This is a genomic window from Enhydrobacter sp., assembly GCA_025808875.1.
Taxonomy (GTDB): domain Bacteria; phylum Pseudomonadota; class Alphaproteobacteria; order Reyranellales; family Reyranellaceae; genus Reyranella.
The window spans coordinates 1769935-1793747 of record CP075528.1; the positions used below are offsets into that span (position 1 = coordinate 1769935).

Genomic DNA, 23813 nt, shown 5'->3' on the forward strand with positions numbered 1-23813 from the left:
GGTCTCCTACCGATTGCCCAGACGGGGCATGTTGCCCATCAGCTTGGCGATGATCTGCAGCATGACCTCGTCGGCGCCGCCGCCGATCGAGCCGACGCGGCCGTCGCGGTAGGCGCGCGCGACAGGGCTGTCCCACAGGTAGCCGGCGCCGCCCCAGTATTGCAGGCAGGCGTCGGAAACCTCACGGCGCAGGCGCCCGGCTTTCAGCTTGGCCATCGAGGCCAGCATGGTGACGTCCTTGCCGGCGAGATATTCCTCGCAGGCGCGATAGACGAGCGAGCGCAGCGCCTCGACCTCGCTCTTGAGCTCGGCCAGCCGGAAATGAACGACCTGGTTGTCGAGCAGCGGCTTGCCGAACACCTTGCGCTCGCGCGTGTAGTCGATGGTGGCGTTGATGATGCGGTCGCAGCCCATCAAGGTGCCGGCGCCGGCCCATAGCCGCTCCTCCTGGAACTGCTGCATCTGGTAGATGAATCCCTGGCCGGGCTGGCCGATCGTGTAGCGCACCGGCACCTTCACCTCGTCGAAGAATGTCTGCACGGTGTCGGAAGCACGCATGCCGAGCTTGTCGAGCTTCTTCACGATCGAGATGCCCTTGGTCTTCATCGGCACCACGATCAGCGACTTGTTCTTGTGGACCTGGCCCTCGCCGGTGTTGGCGAGCAGGCACATCCAGTCGGCCTGTGCGCCGTTGGTGGTCCACATCTTGCCGCCGTTGATGATCCAGTCGCCGCCGACACGGCGCGCGCTGGTCTTGATCGAGGCGACGTCGGAGCCCGCGCCGGTCTCGGAGACGCCGAGGCAGGCGACATAGTCGCCGCTGATCGACGGCGCCAGGAACTCCTCGCGCAGCTCGTCCGAGCCGTAGCGGGCGAGGGCGGGAGTGGCCATGGAGATCTGCACGCCGGTGCCCATGGGTACCGAGCCGCCGTTCACCAGGCCGAGCGATTCCGAGCAGACCATGGCGTAGGAGAAGTCGAGGCCCGAGCCGCCGAACTCGACTGGCTTGTCGACGCCCAGCAGGCCGGCGTTGCCCATCTTCTTGAACAGCTCATGGGCGGGGAACTGGCCGGCCTTCTCCCATTCGTCGACATGGGGATTGATCTCGCGATCGATCAGCGTCTTCCAGGTCTGGCGCAGCGCCTCATGCTCGGGAGTGAACTTCATCGGGCTACATCCTCGCGACGCCGAAGGTGATGGGATTGAGCGGCCGCACGATCGATTCGCGGGCGATGGAGAGCGTGCAGGCGAGCACGCGGCGCGTGTCGCGCGGGTCGATGATGCCGTCGTCCCACAGGTGCGCGGTGGCGTAAAGCGCCGTCGATTCGCGCTCGAACTGGTCGACGATGGACTTGAACATCTTGTCGATCTGTTCCTTCGGAGGTTCCTTGCCCTCGCGCAGGAACTTCTGCTCGGTGACGGTCTTCATCACGCCGGCCGCCTGCTCGCCGCCCATGACCGCGGTGCGGCTGTTGGGCCAGGCGAAGATGAAGCGCGGATCGTAGGCACGGCCGCACATGCCGTAGTTGCCCGCGCCGAAGCTGCCGCCGATCACGATGGTGATCTGCGGCACTGTCGCGTTGGCGACGGCCTGGATCATCTTGGAACCGTGCTTGACGATGCCGCCGCGCTCGGCCTCGGTGCCGACCATGTAGCCGGTCGTGTTCTGCAGATAGACGATCGGCGTTCCCTGCTGGCAGCAGAGCTGGATGAATTGCGCGGCCTTGACGGCACCCTTGGTCGTGATCGGCCCGTTGTTGCCGATCATGCCGATCGGCTCGCCCTCGATCGCGGCCCAGCCGCAGATCGTCTGCTGGTCGAACAACCCCTTGAATTCGAGAAAGTCCGAGCCGTCGACCAGCCGCGCGATCACCTCGCGCACGTCGTAGGGATCCTTGTGCGAGGGCGGCACCACCCCGCACAGCTCTTCGATGTCGTAGAGCGGCTCTCTGAACGCAAGGGCGGGTCGTGGCGGCAGCTTGTCGTTCCAGTGCCATCGGGCGATGACGTCGCGCGCCATGCGGATGCCGTCGGCGTCGTCCTCGGCCATCCACTCGGCGACCCCCGAGACGGTGGCGTGCATCTCCGCGCCACCCAGCTCCTCGTCGGTGGCGATCTCGCCGGTCGCGGCCTTGAGCAATGGCGGGCCGGCGAGGAACACCTTGGCCTGATTGCGCACCATGATGACGTAGTCGCTGAGGCCGGGCAGGTAGGCGCCCCCCGCCGTCGACGAGCCGTGCACGACCGTGACCTGCGGGATGCCGCGCGCCGACATGCGCGCCTGGTTGGCAAAGCCGCGGCCGCCCGGCACGAATATCTCGGCCTGATAGAGCAGGTTGGCGCCGCCCGATTCGACGAGGTTCACGACGGGCAGCTTGTTTTCAAGCACGATCTGCTGCACGCGCTGGCCCTTGCGTTGGCCCGACGGCGCCACCGTGCCGCCCTTGATGGCGCTGTTGGAGGCGGTGACCATGCAGCGCACGCCCTCGACATAGCCGATGCCGGCGACCGAGCCGCCGCCGGCGCTCGAGCCGTCCCGGTCGTCGTGCATGCGGTAGCCGGCCAGCGGCATCAGTTCGAGGAAGGGCGCGCCGCGGTCGAGCAGCAGCGCGATGCGCTCGCGCGGCATCAGCTGCTTGCGCTTGGCGAAGCGTGCGCGCGCCTTGTCGGCCATCGCCTGCACGCTCGCCTCGGCGTCGCGGAACTCCTTGACCGCCGCGAGCATGCGCTCGCGGTTGCGCTTGAATTCCTCGCCGTTGCGGTCGATCTGGCTTTCGAAGACGGGCATGGTCAGCCGCCCAGCACTTTGGGAGTGACGGCGAGGTGGAAGCCGTTGAAGGGGCGCGAACGGTCCGTCACCGAGAGGTCCATGGAGCGGTTGCCGAGCGGCACGCCGCCGTCGATGCGGATCTCGGTGCCGGTGATGTAGGCCGCGGCATCGCTCAGCAGGAAGCACACGGCGGCCGAGACCTCGCTCTCCGTGCCGAGGCGTCCGAGCGGGCAGTGGTTGCGGAGCTTGGGGATGTTCTCCTTGAATTCGCCTGTGTAGGTGTCCATTCCCGACGAGGCGATCCAGCCCGGCGCCACCGAGTTCACGCGCACGCCGGCATGCGCCCATTCGTAGGCGAGCGTCATGGTCAGGTTGGCCATGCCGGCGCGCGCGGCGCCTGTATGCACCATGTTGGGGAAGCCGTTGCGGTAGTCCGCCGTCATGTTGACGATCGAGCCGCCGTGCGCCTGCATCGATTGCGTGAAGACCTCGCGGCTGACGATGAAGCCGCCGGTCAGGTTGTTGCGCACCACGACGTCGAAGCCCTTGGCGCTCATCGCCGCAGCGGGCGCCGGGAACTGGCCGCCGGCATTGTTGAACAGTCCGTCGATGCGGCCGTTTCGCGCCACCATCGCGGCGACGGCATCCCTGACCTGGGCTTCCTCGCGGATGTCGAAGACATGCGTCTCGCACGAGCCGCCCGACGCCTCGATTTCGTCCCTCACCCTGGCGAGTTTCTCTGCCTTGCGCCCGGCAATGGCGACATGCGCGCCGAGCGCCGCCATCTCGTGTGCCGCGCAGCGCCCGATGCCGCTGCCGCCGCCCGTGACGACGACCGTCTTGCCCTCGAACAGCCCCGGCTTGAAGACCGAACGATACGACATGCCTTCTCCCACCCCATGAACGGCCGTTCATCGGCCTTAGTTGACGTTTACGTAAAGGTCAAGTAAGCCCCCAGACCATTGGCCGACTGGAGGAACTCGCCATGACCTTGCAGGAAATCACCGCGAAAATGAAGGAAGGCGCGTCGAAGAAGTCGTCCTTCGGCAACACCGTGAAGTTCGCCACCGACCAGGGCGTCGTCTACATCGACGGCAACGCCAATCCACCGTCCGTCAGCAACGACGACAAGGCCGCCGACTGCACGCTCAAGATGGATTTCGGCGATTTCGCCGACCTGATCGGCGGCAAGCTCGATGGCATGACGGCGTTCATGACCGGCAAGCTCAAGATCGAAGGCGACATGGGCGTCGCCATGAAGCTGCAAAGCATTTTGCGTTAGCAAAATGCTGGCGGGCGGCAGCGCCTTCCGAGGCGCGAGAGCCCGCGCCGTGCCGAATGGACACGGGCCTAAGCTTCTTCTTCCTTCGACTTGTGATAGTGGCGCCGCGCCTTTGCGCGGTTGCCGCAGGCCGACATCGAGCACCAGCGGCGCCTGCCGGCGCGGCTGTCGTCGAGGAACAGCCAGCCGCACTCCGGATTGGCGCAGCGCTTGACCTTGCCGAGCCTGGGCCCGGTCAGCAGATCGCCGGCCGACCATAGCACCGGCGCGAGCTGCGCCAGCGCGGTCGAGCCGCGCATGTCGACGTCCCACGTGAAACCGCCGCGCTCGCGCCGCACCGCCCTGCGCGACGGCACCGCCGCCAGCACCTGGTTCAGCGCTTCGAGATCTGCCGTGCCCGGCACCCGCCCGCGGGCTGTCGCATCGAACACCCGATAGATCGTCTCGCGCACCTCGATCGCGCGCTCGAAGTCACGGCGCGACGCCGGCCGCGCGTCCTTCGCCACATTGCCGGCCATCCACCAGGCCAGATCGTCCGGCCCGTTCAGGGTCTCCGTCGGTCTCGCCTGGCCGCGCCAATAGCGCGTGTTGGCGAACTCCAGGCAGAGGTCGGGGCGGGTCATCAGCTGGAGATATTAACCGGCGAGACGGTTGACAAGAAGGAGGGTCATGAATAACCCTATAACTAGTTAATGGGTTATATGGAGAGAAACGATGCTGGATCATGTGTCGATCGGCGTGGCCGACGTGGCGCGCGCCGGAAAGTTCTACGACGCGGTGCTGAAGCCGCTCGGCTATACGCGCAAGAGCGATGGCGAGACGTCGCTGGGCTACGGTGCCAAGGCGATCAAGCTGTGGATTCTGGGCGTCAAGCGCCCGGTGAAGGCCGACATGGAATCGGGCCTGCACTTCTGCTTCGAGGCGCCCGACCGCAAGTCGGTCGACGACTTCTACGCGGCGGCGCTGAAGGGTGGCGGCAAGGACAACGGCAAACCCGGTATCCGCGCCGACTACGACCCCAACTACTACGCCGCCTTCGTCATCGATCCCGAGGGCTATCGCATCGAGGCCTATTGCGGCAAGTGACGGCGCTCCCAATCTTGGACCGATGAATAGAGCCGACGTGGAGACCGCGACGGCCGCGGACAGTGCGGCCGTCGCCCAGACGTTGACGCTGGCCTTTGCCGGCGATCCGATGGCGCGGTGGAGTTGGGCGGAACCGCGCACCTATCTCGAAACCTTCCCGCGCTTCGTGCAGGCGTTCGGCGGCAAGGCTTTCGCCAACGGCACCGCGCATTGCATCGGCGATTCGGGCGCCGCGCTCTGGCTGGCGCCCGGAGTCCATCCCGACGAGCAGGAGATGGGCGCGCTGATGGAGCAGACCATTCCACCGGCGCTGGCCGGGGACGGCGGCCGCCTGATGGAGCAGATGGCCGCGTTCCATCCGCGCGAGCCGCACTGGTACCTGCCGATCATCGGCATCGATCCGGCGCGGCAGGGCAGGGGGCTGGGCGGCGTGCTGCTGCGCCACCAGCTCGACGTCTGCGATCGCGACGGCGCGCTCGCCTACCTCGAATCTTCCAACCCGCGCAACATCGCACTTTACCAGCGCCACGGGTTCGAGCCGATGGGCCGCATCCAGGCCGGCGACTCGCCCGTCATGGTGCCGATGCTGCGCAAGCCACGACGGCGGTGACGATGCTGAAGGGCCATTGTCTGTGCGGCGCCATCCGATTCGAGGTGGACGCCGCACCGACCAACCAGACGATCTGCCATTGCAGCACGTGCCGCCGTGCCGCCGGTTCGCCCGTCGTCGGCTGGTTCTCCGTGCCGCCCAGCGCCTACCGCGTGGTGGCCGGGACGCCGGCGGGCTATCGCTCGTCGCCGCACGTGGTCCGCACCTTCTGCCCGGCCTGCGGCACGCCGCTCACCTACCAGTCGACGCGCACGCCGCATGAAATCGATGTCACGACCTGCTCGCTCGACGATCCCGAGGCGGTGCCGCCGCGCGACCACACGCACGCTTCGTCCAGGCTGTCGTGGATCAAGCTGGCGGACGGGCTGCCAACCCATGCCGAGCTGCGACCGAAGGGCTAAAGCCCGCCCGTGATCTCCTTCAGGAGGTCGAAGAAGCCGCGCTTGCGTCTGGACGTGATCGTCCAATCGACGGGCAGAGACTGGAAGCCGTCCTCGAAGCGCTCGCGGCTCATACGGTAGTCGAAATAGCCCCAGCTCGCTCCCGACTCGACGGCGGCGACGAAATGGTTGTCGGGCTTGTCGAACTCGAAATGGTCGTCCTCGTTGTAGACGATCGGCTGGCCGCGATAGGCGGGCGAGGCGCGCCAGTTCTTCACTTGTAGTCGGATGCCGTGCGGTGCTGGCTGGGTGGCGCCGTTGGGACCGTGGACGCGATTGCCGTGCGGCAGCAGGAAATCGGCGACGGCGACGGTCGCCTCGGGTGGCGCTTCGATACCGATCAGGCTGGTGCTGACCAGCAGCTTGCCGGCGCTGCGCTCTTGCGCCAGCTCGATCAGCTCGTGGCAGCGAGGTGCGGCGATGATCGGGTGGGCCCACGCGTTCTCGAGATCGACCTCGTTGCCGATCTCGAGCAGCACGTTGCCGGCATTGCGCGCCAGCAGCCAGTCGACCGTGTTGGTGACCGCGGCCTTCACCGCAGCTTCGTCCTTCAAGGTGCTACTCTGCTTGCCGTAGAACAGGCCGAGGATCACCACCATGCCCAGCCGGTCGCAGGCGTCGATGACGGTTGCGAGGCGCGAGCCCCAGGCGGGCTTGATCGCGCCGTCGGCGGTGAAGCCGCAGATCTTCCACGGCTGGTGCCAGGAATAGCCTTGCGGGCTGCCGCCCGAGAGGTTGAGGCACACCGCCAGCAGGCCGTACGCGCGGTAGGAAGGCAGGGCGGCGACGAACTCGCGCGTGTTGCGCTCGGCATCCCAGTCGCCGTCAGCATACGACCAGGTGCCGCGTGTAAATGGGTTCTCGTCGTCGGCGATGGCGTTGGCCATGCGGCTGTTGAACAGCCGGCCCTCGATGCGAAGGCCCTTCCAGCTTCGCCCGGCATAGGTCGGTGTTCCGTCGATGCGGAAGCCGCCGTTCTCGATGGTGACTTTAGAAGCCAATGGCCGCGCCGTCGCGCCGGCTCTCCGAGGCGCCGAGATAGGGGCCGCCTTCGGGGAAGCGCCAGATGATCTGGCTCGAGCCGAAGTCGAAGCTCGGCCACTGGGTGCGGGCGACCTTGTGGCCGCGCGCCTCGAGGCCGGCGGCGGTGTCGGCCGGCATATGACCCTCGGTCCATACCGATCCGTCGGTCTCGTGCACGCGCCAGCGCGGGCCGTCGATCGCGGCCTGCGGGTTCTGGCCGTAGTCGACGATGCGCGAGAAGACCTGCATGTGGCCCTGCGGCTGCATGGCGCCGCCCATCAGGCCGAAGGTCGCGACCGGGCGGCCGTCCTTGGTGATGAAGGCCGGGATGATGGTGTGGAACGGCCGCTTCTTCGGGCCGACCTCGTTGGGATGGCCCTTGGTGGTGACGAAGCCGGTCGCGCGATTCTGGAGCGCGATGCCGGTTCCCGGCACGACGATGCCCGAGCCGAAGCCCGTGTAATTCGACTGGATCAGCGACACCATCATGCCCGAGGCGTCGGCGGTGCCGAGATAGATCGTGCCGCCGTCCTTGGGCGTGCCCGGGCCGAAATCCTTGGCTTTCTTGGGATCGATCAGCCTGGCGCGGCTCTTGAGGTAGTGCTTGTCGAGCATCTGCGCCGGCGTCACCTCCATGAAGCGCGGGTCGGCGACGTAGCGCCAGATGTCGGCGAAGGCGAGCTTCATCGCCTCGATGCGAAGATGCGCCACCTCCGGCCCGTCGCCGTCGAAGCCTGCGAGATCGAAGTTCTCCAGGATGCCGAGCGCCATGCAGGCGGCGATGCCCTGGCCCGACGGCGGGATCTCGTGCAGCGTCGTGCCGCGATAGGTGAGCCCGATCGGATCGACCCAGTCGGCCTTGTGCTCGGCGAGATCCTTGGCGCGCAGCGCGCCGCCGGTCTCCTTGGCGTACGTCTCCATCGCTTCGGCGATCTCGCCGCGATAGAAGGCCTCGCCCTTGCTCTCGGCGATCTTGGTGAGCGTCCGCGCCTGGTCGGGGAACTTCCAGATCTCGCCCGGCTGCGGCGCGCGGCCGTTCGGCAGGAACGCCTTCACCCAGCTTTCCTGGCCCTTCAGGCGATCGATGGCGCGGTCCCATTGCCGCGCCACCATGTAGGAAACGCGAAAGCCGTCGCGCGCGTACTTGATGCCGGGCTCGAACAGGTCCGCGAAGGGCAGCTTGCCGTAGCGCTTGTGCAGCTCCATCCAGAGCGACACGGCGCCGGGCGTCGTCACGCTGCCCCAGCCGACGCTCGGCATCTTGTCCTGGCCCTTGTACTGGTCGGGTGTCATCAGCGCCGGCGAATGGCCGGAAGCGTTCAGCCCGACGAGCTTCTGGCCGTCCCACAGGATGCAGAAGGCGTCGGCGCCGATGCCGTTCATGGTCGGCTCGACGACGGTGATGGCGATCGCGCTCGCGATCGCCGCGTCGACTGCGTTGCCGCCCCTGGCCAGCATGCGCAGGCCGGCGGCGGCGGCGAGGTGCTGCGAGGAGGCGACGACGTTGTCGGCGAAGATCGGGAGTTTCCTGGACGCGTACGGGAACTCGTAAGTGAAAGATGGCACCTCGAAGGGTCCTTTCTATTTCTTCTCGCCCTATTTGCTCTTCTCAGGGGCGAGCGCCTCGATGCGGCCCACGAACCGCGGGGCCTGCAGGAACTGGCGGTGCTCCGCGTCGCTCTTGCCGAACAGGCGGGCGAGGTCGAACAGGCCCGAGCCGGCGATCTCACCCATCCTGCCGGCGAGCTTCACGCGCTCGCCCAGCCGCAGGGTTTTTAGCGCCGACACGGCCTGATCGGAAAGGCCCGGCGGCGGCGTCTCGCGCGAACGTGTGGAGAAGACGTTGGCGACCTGGCCCGCCATGGCGAGCGTCCAGTCGTTGAATGCGTAGAGCGAAACTTGCGGCCCGATCTCGATCGTCACCGCCACGTTCTGCGCGTTGCCCTCGACTGCGCGCAGCGTGCCGCACCAGTCGCTGAACGGCCCGACCTTGTCGGCGAGCGCCACGCTCTGCCGCGCCGCCTCTTCCATCTGCAGGGGGTTGTTCGACGCCAGCGCCTTCCTGGCGAGCGACTGCAGTCCGTCGAGGAACGCCTTCTGCTGCCCGTTGCGCTCGTGGCACGGCCGGTCGAAGCAGCCGGTGAGGGCGAGGTTCGAAGCACCCAGAACAATGACTCGACGCGTAACGATCATTCTCTTCCGGACCGCGCGCATCTGGCGCGCTCATGATCATGAGCGAGCCGGAGGCTCGCGGTCCAGAAGAGCATGACTAAGCCGCCTTGGCCTGGGCCTTGGCGCGCTCCTCTTCCTTGAGTTCTTTCTTGGAGAGCTTGCCCACCGGGGTCTTGGGCAGTTCGGGGCGCACCTCCATGGCGACCGGCATCTCGTGCTTGCCGATCTTGCCCTCGAGATGGGCCTTGAGCTCCTCGAAGGTGAGCGCGGCGCCGGGCTTCAGCTTGACGAAGACCTTGGGCGCTTCCTGGCGGTAGGGATCGGGGATGCCGATGACGATGCACTCCTCGACCGCGGAATGCTCGTAGACCGCCTCTTCGATCATGCGCGGATAGACGTTGTAGCCCGACGAGATGATGAGGTCCTTCGAGCGGTCGACCAGATAGAGCCAGCCGTCGGCGTCCATGTAGCCCATGTCGCCGGTGCGCAGTCCCGACCAGTTGCTGGAGGGATGGCGGAACAGCACCTTCTCGGTCTCTTCGGGTTTCTTCCAGTAGCCCTTCATGACCTGCGGGCCGATGATGCAGACCTCCCCAACATTTTCCTTGCCGGCCGGCAGCACGCGGTCGGGATTCTCCATGTCGCGGATCTCGATGATGGTGCCCGGCATCGGCACGCCGCACGAGCCGACGCGGCGCACGGCCTTGTCGACCGGGCAGATGGCGCCGGTCGGCGAGGTCTCGGTGAGGCCGTAGCCCTCGATCAGGGTGGCGCCGGTCAGCTTCTCGAACGCCTGCTGCACCTCGACCGGCAGGGGCGCGCCGCCCGACATGCAGATCTTGAGCGACTTCAGGTCGAGGCCCTGCGCCTTGGGATGCTTGTTGATCGCGGTGTAGAGCGTCGGCACGCCGGGCAGGAAGGTCGGCCGTTTGGTCGCGAGATCCTTGACGATCATGTCGATGTCGGGCCGCGGATAGAGGATCAGCTGGTTGCCGTTGCGCACCGCTCCCAGCATGATCCCCGACAGCGCGTAGATGTGGAACAGCGGCAGCACGCAGACGATCTTCTCGGTGCCCGGCGTGGTGTAGGGCACGGTCCAGGCTTGGCCCTGGCTCATCGCCGACATGACGCAGCCGTGCGTCAACATCGCCGCCTTGGGCAGGCCGGTCGTGCCGCCGGTGTATTGCAGCAGCGCGACCTCGTCCCACAGGTTGTCGCTCTGCGGCGCGTGGACGGTGTACTTGCCGTCGTTGGCCAGCAGGTCCTTGAACGACATGTGCCAGTCGTCGCGCGGCCAGGTCGCGATGTCCTTCTTCTTGGCGATCGGGTAGAGCCAGTTCTTGGGCCACGGCAGGTAGTCGGCGATCGAGCCGACGATCAGCTTCTTGAGCCGCGTCTTGCCCTTCATCGCCGCCATCTTCGGATAGAGCGCGGTGACGTCGAGCGTGACCAGGATGTCTGTCTCGCTGTCGCCGATCTTGAACTCGAGCTCGCGCGCGGCGTCGAGCGGGCTGTAGTTGACGACCCGGCCGCCCGCCTTCAGCACGCCGAAGAAGGCGATCAGGTAGTGCGGCGTGTTGGGCAAATAGAGGCCGACATTGACACCCGGCTTGACGCCCAGTTTCTGGAAGCCGGCGGCGGCCTTGTCGGACGCCTCCTTGTAGTCGCGGAAGGTCATCACCTTGTCGAGGAAGTCGGTGAACGGCCGGTTGCCGTATTGCGCGCAGCTCTCCTCGAAGATCTGGTGGATGGTCTTCTTCGGGACCTCGAGCTCCCACTTCACGCCCGGCGGATAGCTCTTCACCCAAGGATAATCGGCCATGATCTTTCCTCCCGTTGCTGACTATGTGAGCCGCGACGCGAAAGGGGTCAAGGCGTGGCTGGCGCCATGTATTCGTAGGAGTAGACGGTGCGGAACCCTTGGGCCTCGTACAGCGGCAGGGCCGCCGCGTTGGTTGCGACGACCTGGAGATAGGCGAAACGGGCCCCGCGGCCCCGCGCCCATGCGTAAAGGCTCTCGGTGACGCGGCGCGCCAGGCCGCGGCGACGGGCGTGCGGCATCACCAGCACGTCGAACAGCCCCATGTGATCGCCCTCGACGGCGCCGATCGCCATCGCCAGAGGCTGCCCGGCCTGCTCGACGAAGGCGAAGCCCGCCGGCGCGGCAATGGCGGCGAGCATGCGCCGCATGACGTCGCGATGCTCGGGCCGCACCGGACTCCAGGTCTCGAAGGCCTCGATCCAGGCCGGCGACGGGCGGGACAGGATGGCCACCTCCGGGTCGGCAGCGAAGGTCTGATCCAGCGGGCAGAGCTGGACGTGGCTGCGCTCGATCGTGCGGTAGCCGCGCTCCGACAGCAGCGGGCGGATGGCGGGAGGTGCCAGGGGAGTCAGGCGCCAGACCGGGGCCGCATAGCTGAACTCGAGCGCCGCCACGGTCCGGTCGTCGACCCGCGCGTCAGGCGCCAAGGCATTGATTGAATTGGCTCTTTTCGTGTAACCGCCGGCGAATCGCAGGCGCCAGCCCGCGACGTCGCGGGTTTGCAGGGCCGGCCAGCCGCGGAAGGCGAGTTCTTCCAGACGTCGGATCGAGGCCAAGGACGCGGAGGGTGACATCGTGCGGACGGTATGCTAGTTTAATTCAATAATAAGAACAGTCGTTTATATTACGAACTGCAAGTGATGCATGAATATCGACATCCCCTCCGTCGAGATTCGTGTTTGCTGGCAGCCGCCCCGTCCACGTTCCTCCCACGCGATCGGTCCACGGCTGCCGGCGATCCTTCTCTTCCTCCTGCTGACGTTGGCGCTCGCCGGCTGCGGCGGCAGCCCGCGTACGTCCGCGCCCGCCGACCGTCCGCCCTCCGACCGGGTCGCCTATACGGCCTGGCAGGAATGGACGCGGTTCGGCCGCTCGACCGTCGTCTATGGCGGCTTCGCCAACGGCTACACCAACCGAACCGGCGTCACCGAGCGCAGCGAACCCCTGGCCAGTAAGATCGGCGACTATTGGGGAAGCTGCGGCCGTCCCGAATGGAATGGCCGCACCAGCAACCGGCCGTGGTCGGGCGCCTTTGTCGCCTGGGTAATGAGTAGCTCGGGCGTCAGCGCCGCCGATTTCCCGCGCGACGGCCGGCACGGCGGCTACCTCTCCTCGCTCTACGAGCGCCAGCGCGCCGGGCGCCGCGCCTTCGCCCTCCACGCGCCGGCCGAATACGCGCCGCGGCCCGGCGATCTCGTGTGCAGCGGCACGACCGGCCCGACCTGGCGCAACGCCGATCCGCGCACCGCGAGCCGGCGCATCGACAACACTGCCAACCATTGCGACATCGTCACCGACGTGCGCGGCGGCTTCATCCACGCGATCGGCGGTAACGTGAGGAACAGCGTGACGATGAGCCTCTATCCCGTCGACGGCCGCGGGCGGCTGCGTCCGGTCGCCGGCAAGACCTGGCTGCTGGTGGTCGAGAAGCGGATGTGAGGACCAACGCCGGTCTCCCCGGCGTCCTCGCCGGCGAGGGGACAAGACGCTACGCCGCCTGGGCGACCTCGGGCTTGTTCTGCATGAAGGCGGCGACGCGCTCTGCGATCATCATGGTCGGCGCGTTGGTGTTGCCGCCGATCAGGGTCGGCATCACCGACGCATCGACGACCCGCAGGCCTTCGAGCCCGTGTACGCGGCACTGGTTGTCGACGACGGCGAGGCGGTCGGTGGCCGGACCCATCTTGCAGGTGCCGACCGGGTGATAGATCGTTTCGCACTTGGCGCGGATCCATTGCTCGAGCTCGGAGTCGCTGCGGACGGCGGTGCCGGGCGCGTACTCCTCGGCTCGGTAGGGATCGAAGCCCGACTGCGCGAAGATCTCGCGGCCCATCTTCACGCCGTCCATCAGCGTCTGCAGGTCGCGTCGCTCGGCGAGGTAGTTGGCGTCGATCAGCGGGTGCTGCCTGGGATCGGTGCTGGCGAGCCGGATCGTGCCGCGGCTTTCGGGCCGCAGTGCGCAGACATGCAGGCTGTAGCCGTTCTTCTTCAGCCGCGTGCGGCCGTGATCGACCACCAGCACCGGCAGGAAGTGGAGCTGTGTGTCGGGCGCGGCGAGGCCGTCGTGCGTGCTGAGGAAGCCGCCCGATTCGGCGATCGGCGAGGTGCCGGGGCCCTTCTTGTGCCGCCGGTATTGCCACAGCGACCACAGCTTGTTGGCGCGGTCGTAGGTGTCGCGCGTCTTGCAGAACTGCAGGATCGCGGCGTCGAGATGGTCCTGCAGGTTGCCGCCGACACCGGGCAAGTCGTGCCACACGCGCAGGCCGAGCGACTTCAGATGGTCGGCCGGGCCGATGCCCGACAGCAGCAGCAGGTGCGGAGAGTTCACCGCGCCGCCGCACAGCAGGATCTCGCGCTCGCAGCGCGCGACCTCGTCGCGGCCGCCGACGACATAGCGCACACCCATGGCGCGGTTCTTGTCGAGGATGATGCGCTCGACCAGCGCGTCGGTGACCACGTGTACGTTGTTCCTATTGCGCTCGACGGCGGGCCGCAGATAGGCCGAGGCGGCGCTCCAGCGCTCCTGGTCGCGCTGCGTCACCTGGTAGTAGCCGACGCCTTCCTGCTCGGCGCCGTTGAAATCCTCGAGGCGCTTGTGACCGGCCTGCTCGCAGGCGCGCAGGAAGGCTTCGTTGAGTTTCGCCGGGTCGGTCTGATTGGCGACGTTGAGCGGCCCGCCCGTGCCATGAAACTCGTCGGCGCCGCGCTCGTTGTTCTCGGCCTTCCTGAAGAACGGCAAGACGTCCCTGTAGCTCCACCCCTCGTTGCCGAGCTGGCGCCAATGGTCGTAGTCCCAAGCGTGGCCGCGCACGTAGAGCATGGCGTTGATCGACGACGACCCACCCAGTGTCTTGCCCCTCGGCCAGTACATGCGCCGGTCGTTGCAATGCTTCTGGGGCGTCGTCTCGTAGCGCCAGTTGTAGGGTGACTTGTCGCCGAGGCTCGCGAAGCCGGCCGGCATCTTGAGCAGGAAGGAGTTGTCGGGTGGTCCGGCCTCGAGCACCAGGATGCGCAGCGCATAGTCTTCGCCGAGTCGGTTGGCGATGGCGCAGCCGGCCGAGCCGGCGCCGATGATGACGTAGTCGTAGCAATCGAAGAGCCGAGACATCGTGGTGCCGCTTTCGTTCTTGGAGCGGCTGGTCTAGCACGGCGTCTAGCGGCTACGGTAGGCGTTAGGCTAGGTTTGGGACGTCAAGACGGGGGAAGTGCTTGAAGAGAATGGCACTGCTCGCACTCGCGCCGCTGCTCGGCGCGTGCGAGGTCAAGTTCACCATGCCGGCCTATCAGCCGGTGACGACGCAGGAGTATCAGGGCGCGGTGGCGGTCAGCGACTTCGACTACCGGCCGAAGGAAGGCGTGAAGCCCAACGAAATCCGCGAGACCGCCGCGGGCACGGTGCTGATGACCGAGAATGTCGGCAGCTACTACAGCAACGCCGTGCGCCGCGAGCTGCGGCAGTCCGGCCTGTCGCTCGCCGGCGGCAAGTGCGCGCTGACCGGCACGGTGCACGATTTCGCCATCGAGAGTCTTGGCTTCTCGGCGACCTACATCAGCGACGTCGAATACCGCCTGCAGACGCCGGGCGGCGAGCAGACCGGGCGCTACCAGGTGAAGTTCGAGACCAGCAAGTTTCTCGACCCGTCACTGATCGTCGCCAACGTGCAGAAGACCGTGTCCGACAACATCGGCCAGATGCTCGCTGATCCCGCCTTCAAAGCCGCCCTCGGCCGCTGCCGGTGATCGCGTCCTCACCGGGCAGGCGGTTCTCGATCACGACGAAGAACGGCCGCTCGGGCAACGGCACGAGGAAGCCCGCCGGATCGAGCGGGAAGATGGAGCGGTTCACCGAATCGCCGACGTTGCCGCCGATGGCGTGGATTTCGCCCGGCCGCACCTCGACCACGATGTCGCAATGCCCGGGGCCGCGATCGAGGTTGTGCAAGGTCGTGCGGCCGCCCTCGCGCGAAGCGCAAACGAGGTCGCCGACCGCGGGCGCGCGCGCCTTCGGATCGTGGGCGAAGAAGGCTGCGCCGGGCATCTGCGCACTCTCGACAATGCGCTCGACATAGATGGTGTGGCGCGCGTCGGGGCAGAACAGGTCGCGCGGCACGCCGGCGCTCCCGATGTCCCACGAGACGAAGGCGGCCGACCATGGCATCCGCGTGTCGAGGCCACTGAGGTAGGGACGGTCGACGCTCTTCCAATAGTCGCGGATGCGCTCGGGCGCGTCGCGCTCCTTGAGGCCGAGCTGGAGGATCACCGGTGGCGCATCGGTCGAATAGGCGATGGTCTGCTTGCCGAAGCGCGCCCATTCCTGCACCGCCAGCAGGACCATCGACACCCTGGCGCTGGCCGTGGGTGGTGGCGCTTCGGGCCGCCATGTCGAGACGGGGCAGGGGCCGAGCGGCTTCAGGGCGACTGGCGTCTCGATGGCGAGTGCGGCCGGCCTGTCAGCACAGGCGGCGAGCGTGAGCAGCGCGACGCCGAGCGCGCCGCGCTTCACTGCCAGCGCCACAGGCCGCCGATCACGATGGTGGGCACGTTCGCCGTGTGGCTCGTGACGGTGAAGACCTGCGTGCCCGGGCGCCGCCCGGTGCGCGGCTCGGAGACCTCGACGCCCGCGTCCTTCAGGCGCTTGTTGCAGAGCGCGATGTCGGGCGTGCGCCAGCTGAGGCCCCACAGCTCGTCGGGCCCATTCGACACGCCCGCCTTCAGGTCGTGCGCCATCTCAATGACCAGATCGCCGCAGCGGAAGAACAGCAGCCGCTGGCCCCAGTCGGGATTGCTGCGGTCGAGCCTGAGATCGAGCCCCAGTCTTCCGGCGTAGAGCGCGATCGCGCGCTCGGGGTTGGGCGTGCGCACCACGACGTGGTCGAGGGCGGAGATCGACGCCGCCTCGCCGCCCTCGAGAAGGGACGAAGGCGGCGGCGGCTCCGAACGTTCGACCAGCGCGATCGGCACGCCATAGGTGCTCGCGAGCGACAGATCGAGCGCGCGCCGCTCGAGCAGGCGCCTGGCCTTGTCGAGCGAGGCGGTGGCGAACACCAGGCCGGCCAGCTGCGCCGTCGCGGCGTCGTCCTCGAACAGCAGCCCGACGTTGCCCGCTTGCAGCCGGCCGTCCGCGGCCTTGCGCCCGAGCACAGTCTCGTAGGCGCCGACCGCGCCCTTCACGAAGGAGGCGCGCACCACGAGATGGTCGAGGCCGGTGATCACGCCGTGCTAACCGATCTTCTTCAGCTTCGTCTTGTATTCGGCACCGCGGCGGACGTAGCTCTCGGCGCTCATGCGCAGGCGCAGCGCGTTGTCCTCGCTGAGCTCACGCACCGCCTTGGCGGGCGCGCCGAAGATCACGGCGCGGTCGGGGAAGGTCTTGCCCTCGGTGATGACGGCACCGGCGCCGATCAGGCAATCCCTGCCGATCACCGACTTGTTGAGCACGACGGCCTGGATGCCGATCAGCGCGCCGTCGCCCACGGTGCAGCCATGCAGCATCACCTGATGGCCGACCGTCACGCTCTTGCCGATGGTGAGCGGCGCGCCGGGATCGGTGTGCAGCACCGAGCCCTCCTGGATGTTGCTGTCGTCGCCGATCACGATCGGCTCGTTGTCGCCGCGCAGCACGGCGCCCGGCCAGATGCTGACCCGCTCGCCCAGCCGCACGTCGCCGATGACCGTCGCCTCGGGGGCGACGAAGCAGGAGTCCGGGATGACCGGCTTGCGGTCGCCGAGTTGATAGATGGCCATGGGGACTCGGTCCTCCTCTCGTGTATTCATGATTCCGATGCCGCGACGCTGTTTAGCGCATGCTCGTGGCCGTCGCACACCTGGAGATCGCGATGCGGATTGTCGTCAACGCCGTGCTGGTCAGGGGGCGGGAGCTCCTGATGGCGAAGCGCAGCCCGAAGCGAAGGACGTACCCGGGCCTTTGGAGCTTTCCCGGTGGGCACGTCGAGGGAGGCGAAACCCTGGGCAGGCACTCGTCAGGGAGGCGCGTGAGGAGGTCGGCATCCTGGTGACCGAGTTCCAGCAGCTCGCCGAGATCGCCGATCCCAACGCTCTGCCGAGCGACTTGGCCACGTATCAGCTCTATGCCGTCACAGCCTGGCAGAGCGGCGAACCCCGCATTGTCGACGATGAGCACAGCGAGCTTCGATGGGTCACACCGGAGGCGGCCATTGTCCTTACCGATCTGGCACTCGCGGGATATCGGCCGATCCTGCGCGATCTTGGAATGCCTTCCGTTTACGTAAACCCACATTGACGTTTACGTAAACGTCAACTATGATATCTTTATCATGTCGTTCGTTGCCCCGTCCGCCAAGAGCGCCAGCCAGCGCGACACGCCGCGAATCTACAGCATCGCCGAGCTGGCGCGCGAGTTCGCGATCACGCCGCGCACCATACGCTTCTACGAGGACGAGGGGCTGATCAAGCCGCGCCGCCAGGGCATGACCCGGCTCTACAGCGTCTCCGACCGCGCCAAGCTGACCTGGATCCTGCGCGGCAAGCGGCTCGGCTTCTCGCTGGCCGAGATCAAGGAGCTGCTCGATCTCTACCAGGTCGATCGCACCGGCGTGCAGCAGATGAGGGAGCTCTTGCGCCGCAGCCGCCTGCACATCGCCGATCTCGAGCGCAGGCGTCGCGACCTCGACGCGCAGATCGCCGATTTCAGGGAAGTCGAGATGCATGTCGCGGCCGAGCTGCGCCAGCGCGGCGCCGATCCCGAAAGCGACTGATCTTTCCGTTCTTCGAGGGAGGGAACCATGGCCGTCTACAAGGCGCCGTTGAAGGATATCCAGTTCGTGCTCAACGAGGTGCTCGACGTTGGCAGCCTCGCCGCGCTGCCGGGCTACGAGGACGCCACACCCGACACCATCCAGGCGATCCTCGAGGAGGCGGGCAAGCTCTGCGAGAACGTGCTGTTCCCGCTCAACCGCTCGGGCGACGAGGAAGGCTGCCACTACGAGAACGGCGTGGTGCGCACGCCCAAAGGCTTCAAGGAAGCCTACGACCAGTTCCGCGAGGGCGGCTGGACGGCGATGACCTGCGATCCCGAGTATGGCGGGCAGGGCCTGCCGGCCACGGTGGGCTTCGCCATCCAGGAGATGATCACCGCCTCGAACCAAGCCTTCGGCATGTATCCCGGCCTGAGCCACGGCGCCTACGAGGCGCTGGCGCGGCACGGCTCGGAGGAGCTGAGGAAGCTCTACCTGCCCAAGCTCACCGACGGCACCTGGTCGGGCACGATGTGCCTCACCGAGCCCCATTGCGGCACCGATCTCGGCATGCTGCGTACGCGCGCCGAGCCGCAGGCCGACGGCAGCTACTCGATCACCGGCACCAAGATCTTCATCTCGGCCGGCGAGCACGACCTCACCGAGAACATCCTCCACCTCGTGCTGGCGCGCCTGCCGGATGCGCCGGGCGGTACCAAGGGCATCTCGCTGTTCATCGTGCCGAAGTTCCTGCCCAAGAAGGACGGCGAGAAGGTGACGGTCGGCGAGCGCAACGGCATCCGCTGCGGCGCGGTCGAGCACAAGATGGGCATCAAGGCGAACGCCACCTGCGTCATGAACATGGACGGCGCCAGGGGCTGGCTGGTCGGCGAGGCCAACAAGGGCATGAACGCCATGTTCGTGATGATGAACGCCGCCCGCCTCGGCGTCGGCATGCAGGGACTGGGCATCGCCGAGTGCGCCTACCAGAGCGCCGTCGCCTATGCCCGCGACCGCATCCAGGGCCGCTCGCTCACCGGGCCGAAGAACGCGGCGGGTCCGGCCGATCCGATCATCGTGCACCCCGACGTGCGGCGCATGCTGCTCACGCAGAAGTCGTTCACCGAGGCGGCGCGCGCGCTCGCGCTGTGGACCGGCATGCTCATCGACGAGGCGCATCGCCATCCCGACGCCGACAGGCGCGAGGCGGCCGACGATCTGATCCAGATGCTGACGCCGATTATCAAGGCCTACTTCACCGACATGGGCAGCGAGTGCGCCAACCTCGCGGTGCAGACCTACGGCGGCCACGGCTTCATCCGCGAGAACGGCGTCGAGCAGCTGGTGCGCGACGCGCGCATCACCCAGCTCTACGAAGGCACCAACGGCATCCAGGCGCTCGACCTCGTCGGTCGCAAGCTGCCAATGAAGGGCGGCCGCGCTGCGCAGCGGTTGCTCGGCGAGATCGCGGCGTTCGTCGCCGCCAACAAGGACGACGACAGGATGAAGGAGTTCGTCGAGCCGCTCGAGAAGGCGCTCGGCCGCGTGCAGGACGCCGCGCTCTACCTGATGCAGAACGCGATGAAGAATCCCGACGAGGCGGGCGCGGCGGCCACCGACCTGCTGCGGCTGATGGCGCTCACCGCGATGGCCTTCATGTGGAACCGCATCGTCGTCGCCGCCCACAAGGGCCTGGCGAACGGCGGCGACAAGGCGTTCTACGAGGCCAAGCTCGCGACCGCGCGCTTCTACATGGCGCGCGTCTTGCCGCAGACCACGTCACTCAATCACCAGATCAAGGCGGGTGCGGCGTCGTTGATGGCCCTGCCGGCCGAGGCTTTCTGATGGCCGCGCCCCATGTCCTCGCCGAGGTCGAAGACGGCATCGGCTGGCTGACGCTGAACCGGCCAGAGCAGCTCAACGCCCTCTCCATGGAGATGCGCGACCTGCTGATCGAGCACTCGGCGCGGTTCGAGAAGGACCCGGCGGTGCGCTGCGTCGTGATCCGCGGCGCCGGCACGCACTTCATGGCGGGCGGCGACATCAGGGGCTTCCACAAGTCGCTGACGACCGAGCGCGAGGCCCATCTCGCCGGCTTCGAGATGCGTGTGGTGAAGGCGCACCAGGCAATCTACCAGATCCGCCGGATGAACAAGCCCGTCATCGCCTCGGTGCAGGGCGCCGCGGCCGGCTTCGGCCTGTCGCTGATCCTGAACTGCGACCTCGCAATTGCCAGCGACGATGCGTTCTTCACGCTCGCCTACCGCCACATCGGGTTGAGCGCCGACGGGGGCGCGACCTACTTCCTGCCGCGCGTCGTCGGCGAACGCAAGGCGCTGGAGATCGCGCTGCTCGGCGAGCGCTTCAGCGCGCAGGAAGCCAAGGATCAGAACATCCTCAACTGGATCGTGCCCAAGGACCAGCTCGCCGCCGAGACCGCCGGGCTGGCGCGCAGGCTCGCCGACGGCCCGACCTTCGCGCTCGGTGTCGCCAAGCGGCTGATCCGCACCTCCTTCGACAATTCCTGGGACGAGCACAGCCATCGCGAGGCCGAGGGCCTCGCCGCCTGTGCGACGACCGAGGATCACTTCGAGGGGCTGAACGCTTTCCTCGAGAAGCGCAAACCGGCGTTCAAGGGACGCTAGAGCAGGCCGATGCCTGCCGCCGCCAGGGCGCCCAGGATGACGACCAGCCACGGCGGAACCTTCCACGACACCAGCAGCAAGAGCGCCACGGCGGCGATGGCGAAGTCGGCGGAGGAGTGGATGGCGCTGGTCCACACCGGATCGTAGAGCGCCGCCAGCAGCAGGCCGACCACGGCGGCGTTCACGCCCTTGAGCACCGAGCGCATCACCGGGTGCTGGCGGATCCAGTTCCAGAAATGCAGCGGGCCGATGGCGAGGAAGAATGACGGCAGGAAGATGCCGAGCAGGCACACCAGGCCGCCCAGCCAGCCATTGGGCTCCGGCCCCATCACCGTGCCGAGATAGGCGGCAAAGGTGAACAGCGGGCCCGGCACCGCCTGCGCCGCTCCGTAGCCGGCAAGGAAGGTGTCGTTGTCGATCCAGCCGGGCTGTACCGTCGCGGCCTGCAACAGCGGCAGCACGACATGGCCTCCGCCGAACACCAGCGAGCCCGAGCGGTAGAAAGCGTCGAACATGGCAAGGGCGTGATCGCCGTTCGCCGACACCGCCAGCGGCAGGCCGATCAGCAGCGCGAAGAACAGCACGATCGAGCCGACCGACCAGCCCCGGCCGATGCGTATCGGCAGCGGAATGAGCTGGATCGTCTCGCCCGGCAGGAAGCGCCAGCCGATGAGGCCGCCGACGACGATGGCTCCGATCTGGCCCACGGTCGACGGCACGGCGAGCACTAGCACCGTCGCCGCCGCGGCGATCGCCAGTCGCTCACGGTCGGGGCAGAGGTTGCGCGCCATGCCCCACACCGCCTGGGCGACAACGGCGACGGCCACGATCTTCAAGCCATGCAGCCAGCCCGCGCCCGACAGATCGCCGAGCGCCGCCACGCCGTAGCCGAACAGGACGAGCGCCAGCGCCGAGGGCAGGGTGAAGCCCAGCCACGCGGCCAGCGCGCCCGGGATGCCGGCGCGCAGCACGCCGATGATGATTCCGACCTTGCTGCTCGCCGGCCCCGGCAGGAACTGGCTGAGCGCCACGACGTCGGCGTAGTGCTCCTCGCTGAGCCATTGGCGGCGCTCGACGAACTCGGTGCGAAAGAAGCCAAGATGGGCGATCGGGCCGCCGAAGCTCGTCAGGCCGAGTCTGAGGAAGACGAGGAACACTTCCCAGATGGAGTGCCGTTCGGCGGACTGCGCTTCTTGCTCGGTCATGCAGGCGACTATCGCATGTCGATGACGGAATCCGATAGTCGATAAGCGGTGCCGTTCGCCGCCGCCTCTGTTAGGATCAAGAAGTGCGCGGGGCGAAATTGGACGACAAGGATCTCTATGGCGGTCTGATCCGCCTTCACGTTCTTCATCACGCCAGCCAAGGCCCGATTTTCGGCCTATGGATCATCGAAGAATTGCGCGAGCACGGCTATCGGCTGAGTCCTGGTACGGTCTATCCCATGCTGCACGGCATGGAGACCAAGGGCTATCTGCGGTCGACGGAAACCCGGCAGGGGCGGCGCACCCGGCGTCTCTACCGGCTGACGCCGCTCGGCCGGGCCGCATTGAAGGAAGCCAAGAGCAAGGTCCAGGAACTGTTCGGCGAACTGTTCGAGGCGGCTCCCGGCAGACGCCGCCCGCCAAACATCCGCACGCCGCCGAAATAGCGGTGTTCGATATCGACTTTCGATAGTACGATGGCGGCGTTCGCCATGTTGACGCACATTGTCATCGCCGCAACCGCGTTGATCGTGTCCGGCCTGACGCTCTTCTCGGGCTTCGGGCTCGGCACCATCCTGATGCCTGCGTTCGCGCTCTTCTTCCCGGTATCCGTCGCGATCCCGGCGACGGCCGTCGTCCATCTCGTCAACAATCTCTTCAAGCTCTTTCTCGTCGGACGTCAGGCGGACTGGAAGGTGGTCGCGCGGTTCGGTCTGCCGGCGGCGCTGGCCGCGGTCGCCGGCGCCTGGCTGCTCGGCCAGCTCGGCGGCCTGCCGGTGCTCGCGCGCTACGGCCTGCTCGGCGAGGCGCGCGAGATCGAGCCGGTCAAGCTGGTGATCGGCGTGGTCATCGTGGCCTTCGCCCTGCTCGAGCTCAGCCCGAGATTCGCCGAGCTGTCGTTCCCGCCGCGCTATCTGGCGGCCGGCGGCCTCGTCTCCGGTTTCTTCGGCGGCTTGTCGGGCAACCAGGGCGCGTTCCGCTCGGCCTTCCTGCTGAAGGCAGGCCTCGACAAGGAGGCGTTCGTGGCGACCGGCGTCGTGACCGCCGTCGTCGTCGATACGGTCCGCCTCTTCGTCTACGGCCTGTCGTTCTACGCGACGAACTTCGCGGCAATCAGCGGCGACGTCGCCGGCGTTGTCGCGACGGCGATCGTGGCGGCGGCCGTCGGCGCCTGGCTCGGCGCTCGTCTGCTCAAGAAGGTCACCCTGCGGCTCGTGCAGCTCGTCGTGGCGTTCATGATGATCGTGGTCGGTCTCGGCCTCGCGAGCGGAGTTCTGTAGCGATCGGCAATCGAAGGAGAATGCGATGATCGACGTACGAAAGTTGCTCGCGCCGGCCGGCTTGACGGGCGTCACCGCGCTGGCGGGCGCGGCCATCGCCCAGGCACCCGGCGCGCCGCCGGCAGCGGGGTGGCTGAAGGCGTTGCCGCCCGACAAGCAGGTCGAAGCCATCGACCGGCAGCTGCGCGGCTTCGACGTGGCGATGATCGAGGTCGGCTATCGCTACACCGAAATGTATTTCGGCGCGACCGAAGGCAATTGGGACTACGCGCTCTACACCGGCGAGAAGCTCGCTTGGGCGATGCGCAACGGCTTCGAGCGCCGGCCGAGGCGCCGGGCCAACGGCGAAGAGATTTTCTTCAAGGGCGCCTATACGCAGGTGCTCGAGGCGATCCGCAAGAAGGACCGCAAGGAGTTCGACGAGCGCTTCGAGGAAATGACCACCCAGTGCAACGCCTGCCACATCGCGGAGAAGGTGCCGTTCATGGTCGTCGGCGCGCCAACGCGAAGGCTGACGCCGCTCGTTCACAAGTAGAGGACTGC

General features: G+C 67.2%; 28 protein-coding genes. 14 read left to right on the forward strand and 14 right to left on the reverse strand.

All coding sequences use genetic code 11. The features are described from left to right. Positions 1-6: 6 nt before the first annotated feature. The 3 genes from KIT25_08875 to KIT25_08885 are packed head-to-tail and all read right to left on the reverse strand — an operon-like array spanning position 7 to position 3654. Positions 7-1167 carry an acyl-CoA dehydrogenase family protein gene (locus tag KIT25_08875; GenBank protein ID UYN97024.1) on the reverse strand — a complete coding sequence of 387 codons (1161 nt, stop codon included), beginning with the start codon at positions 1165-1167 and terminating at the stop codon, positions 7-9. A gap of 4 nt (positions 1168-1171) precedes the next feature. Continuing rightward, complete coding sequence (locus KIT25_08880; protein UYN97025.1) at positions 1172-2788, reverse strand: acyl-CoA carboxylase subunit beta; 1617 nt, start codon at positions 2786-2788, stop codon at positions 1172-1174. A gap of 2 nt (positions 2789-2790) precedes the next feature. Further along, on the reverse strand, positions 2791-3654 hold the full coding sequence (locus KIT25_08885; GenBank protein UYN97026.1) for an SDR family oxidoreductase: 864 nt from the start codon (positions 3652-3654) through the stop codon (positions 2791-2793). A 101-nt stretch (positions 3655-3755) separates the two neighbouring features. Here KIT25_08885 and KIT25_08890 point away from each other — a divergent pair, with 101 nt between their 5' ends. After that, positions 3756-4052, forward strand: coding sequence for an SCP2 sterol-binding domain-containing protein (locus tag KIT25_08890; GenBank protein ID UYN97027.1), 297 nt, complete (start codon positions 3756-3758; stop codon positions 4050-4052). Between the two features lie 68 nt (positions 4053-4120). Here KIT25_08890 and KIT25_08895 read toward each other — a convergent pair whose 3' ends face one another. Continuing rightward, entirely contained in the window at positions 4121-4675 is a 555-nt protein-coding gene (locus tag KIT25_08895) for an ABATE domain-containing protein (protein UYN97028.1), read from the reverse strand. Between the two features lie 91 nt (positions 4676-4766). Between KIT25_08895 and KIT25_08900 the strand changes: the two genes are divergently transcribed. From KIT25_08900 to KIT25_08910, 3 genes are read left to right on the forward strand one after another with little or no spacing between them, the layout of a single operon-like run. Beyond that, positions 4767-5138, forward strand: a complete 372-nt coding sequence (locus KIT25_08900; protein ID UYN97029.1) for a VOC family protein — start codon at positions 4767-4769, stop codon at positions 5136-5138. A gap of 22 nt (positions 5139-5160) precedes the next feature. Further along, the gene (locus KIT25_08905; GenBank protein ID UYN97030.1) at positions 5161-5748 is read left to right on the forward strand and encodes a GNAT family N-acetyltransferase; all 588 of its coding nucleotides are present in this window, start codon (positions 5161-5163) and stop codon (positions 5746-5748) included. Between the two features lie 2 nt (positions 5749-5750). Beyond that, entirely contained in the window at positions 5751-6149 is a 399-nt protein-coding gene (locus tag KIT25_08910) for a GFA family protein (GenBank protein UYN97031.1), read from the forward strand. On the opposite strand, the gene KIT25_08915 is transcribed toward KIT25_08910, so the two are convergent. The 5 genes from KIT25_08915 to KIT25_08935 all read right to left on the reverse strand — a co-directional run bounded on the left by KIT25_08915 (position 6146) and on the right by KIT25_08935 (position 11999). Continuing rightward, positions 6146-7189: a hypothetical protein gene (locus KIT25_08915; GenBank protein UYN97032.1), complete on the reverse strand. Its 1044-nt coding sequence runs from the start codon at positions 7187-7189 to the stop codon at positions 6146-6148. The two genes, KIT25_08910 and KIT25_08915, sit on opposite strands and share 4 nt — an antisense overlap. Beyond that, entirely contained in the window at positions 7179-8777 is a 1599-nt protein-coding gene (gene ggt / locus KIT25_08920) for a gamma-glutamyltransferase (GenBank protein UYN97033.1), read from the reverse strand. Before ggt ends, KIT25_08915 begins: the two co-directional genes overlap by 11 nt. A 30-nt stretch (positions 8778-8807) precedes the next feature. Further along, complete coding sequence (locus tag KIT25_08925; protein UYN97034.1) at positions 8808-9404, reverse strand: hypothetical protein; 597 nt, start codon at positions 9402-9404, stop codon at positions 8808-8810. Between the two features lie 76 nt (positions 9405-9480). Then, on the reverse strand, positions 9481-11205 hold the full coding sequence (locus KIT25_08930; protein UYN97035.1) for a long-chain fatty acid--CoA ligase: 1725 nt from the start codon (positions 11203-11205) through the stop codon (positions 9481-9483). Between the two features lie 47 nt (positions 11206-11252). Further along, positions 11253-11999, reverse strand: a complete 747-nt coding sequence (locus tag KIT25_08935; GenBank protein ID UYN97036.1) for a GNAT family N-acetyltransferase — start codon at positions 11997-11999, stop codon at positions 11253-11255. A 70-nt stretch (positions 12000-12069) separates the two neighbouring features. On the opposite strand from KIT25_08935, the gene KIT25_08940 reads away from it, so the two are divergent. Further along, positions 12070-12864: a DUF2272 domain-containing protein gene (locus KIT25_08940; GenBank protein ID UYN97037.1), complete on the forward strand. Its 795-nt coding sequence runs from the start codon at positions 12070-12072 to the stop codon at positions 12862-12864. 49 nt (positions 12865-12913) lie between these two features. Here the strand turns inward: KIT25_08940 and KIT25_08945 are convergent, their stop codons facing one another. Further along, positions 12914-14533: a choline dehydrogenase gene (locus KIT25_08945; protein UYN97038.1), complete on the reverse strand. Its 1620-nt coding sequence runs from the start codon at positions 14531-14533 to the stop codon at positions 12914-12916. A 110-nt stretch (positions 14534-14643) separates the two neighbouring features. Between KIT25_08945 and KIT25_08950 the strand changes: the two genes are divergently transcribed. Then, a complete protein-coding gene (locus KIT25_08950; protein UYN97039.1) occupies positions 14644-15165 on the forward strand; it encodes a hypothetical protein in 522 nt (173 codons plus the stop codon). On the opposite strand, the gene KIT25_08955 is transcribed toward KIT25_08950, so the two are convergent. The 3 genes from KIT25_08955 to KIT25_08965 are packed head-to-tail and all read right to left on the reverse strand — an operon-like array spanning position 15137 to position 17169. Then, complete coding sequence (locus KIT25_08955) at positions 15137-15940, reverse strand: DUF2272 domain-containing protein (protein UYN97040.1); 804 nt, start codon at positions 15938-15940, stop codon at positions 15137-15139. The genes KIT25_08950 and KIT25_08955 overlap by 29 nt on opposite strands. After that, positions 15925-16638 carry a VOC family protein gene (locus KIT25_08960; GenBank protein ID UYN97041.1) on the reverse strand — a complete coding sequence of 238 codons (714 nt, stop codon included), beginning with the start codon at positions 16636-16638 and terminating at the stop codon, positions 15925-15927. Before KIT25_08960 ends, KIT25_08955 begins: the two co-directional genes overlap by 16 nt. Positions 16639-16644: 6 nt before the next feature. Continuing rightward, positions 16645-17169 carry a gamma carbonic anhydrase family protein gene (locus KIT25_08965; protein ID UYN97042.1) on the reverse strand — a complete coding sequence of 175 codons (525 nt, stop codon included), beginning with the start codon at positions 17167-17169 and terminating at the stop codon, positions 16645-16647. Between the two features lie 59 nt (positions 17170-17228). Here KIT25_08965 and KIT25_08970 point away from each other — a divergent pair, with 59 nt between their 5' ends. From KIT25_08970 to KIT25_08990, 5 genes are read left to right on the forward strand one after another with little or no spacing between them, the layout of a single operon-like run. Then, a complete protein-coding gene (locus tag KIT25_08970) occupies positions 17229-17441 on the forward strand; it encodes an NUDIX domain-containing protein (protein ID UYN97043.1) in 213 nt (70 codons plus the stop codon). Continuing rightward, entirely contained in the window at positions 17351-17686 is a 336-nt protein-coding gene (locus KIT25_08975; protein UYN97044.1) for an NUDIX hydrolase, read from the forward strand. The genes KIT25_08970 and KIT25_08975 overlap by 91 nt, the downstream gene beginning before the upstream one ends. Positions 17687-17720: 34 nt before the next feature. Then, positions 17721-18161, forward strand: a complete 441-nt coding sequence (locus KIT25_08980; GenBank protein UYN97045.1) for a MerR family DNA-binding transcriptional regulator — start codon at positions 17721-17723, stop codon at positions 18159-18161. Between the two features lie 27 nt (positions 18162-18188). After that, positions 18189-19985: an acyl-CoA dehydrogenase C-terminal domain-containing protein gene (locus KIT25_08985; protein UYN97046.1), complete on the forward strand. Its 1797-nt coding sequence runs from the start codon at positions 18189-18191 to the stop codon at positions 19983-19985. Further along, a complete protein-coding gene (locus KIT25_08990; GenBank protein UYN97047.1) occupies positions 19985-20785 on the forward strand; it encodes an enoyl-CoA hydratase in 801 nt (266 codons plus the stop codon). Before KIT25_08985 ends, KIT25_08990 begins: the two co-directional genes overlap by 1 nt. Here the strand turns inward: KIT25_08990 and chrA are convergent. Further along, entirely contained in the window at positions 20782-21990 is a 1209-nt protein-coding gene (gene chrA / locus KIT25_08995; protein ID UYN97048.1) for a chromate efflux transporter, read from the reverse strand. The genes KIT25_08990 and chrA overlap by 4 nt on opposite strands. Before the next feature lie 98 nt (positions 21991-22088). Here chrA and KIT25_09000 point away from each other — a divergent pair, with 98 nt between their 5' ends. Genes KIT25_09000 through KIT25_09010 form a run of 3 tightly spaced genes read left to right on the forward strand, consistent with a single transcriptional unit; the run spans position 22089 to position 23805 of the window. Further along, positions 22089-22436: a helix-turn-helix transcriptional regulator gene (locus KIT25_09000; GenBank protein UYN97872.1), complete on the forward strand. Its 348-nt coding sequence runs from the start codon at positions 22089-22091 to the stop codon at positions 22434-22436. 45 nt (positions 22437-22481) lie between these two features. Continuing rightward, complete coding sequence (locus KIT25_09005; protein ID UYN97049.1) at positions 22482-23270, forward strand: TSUP family transporter; 789 nt, start codon at positions 22482-22484, stop codon at positions 23268-23270. A 25-nt stretch (positions 23271-23295) separates the two neighbouring features. Beyond that, positions 23296-23805 carry a hypothetical protein gene (locus KIT25_09010; protein ID UYN97050.1) on the forward strand — a complete coding sequence of 170 codons (510 nt, stop codon included), beginning with the start codon at positions 23296-23298 and terminating at the stop codon, positions 23803-23805. Positions 23806-23813: the final 8 nt, after the last annotated feature.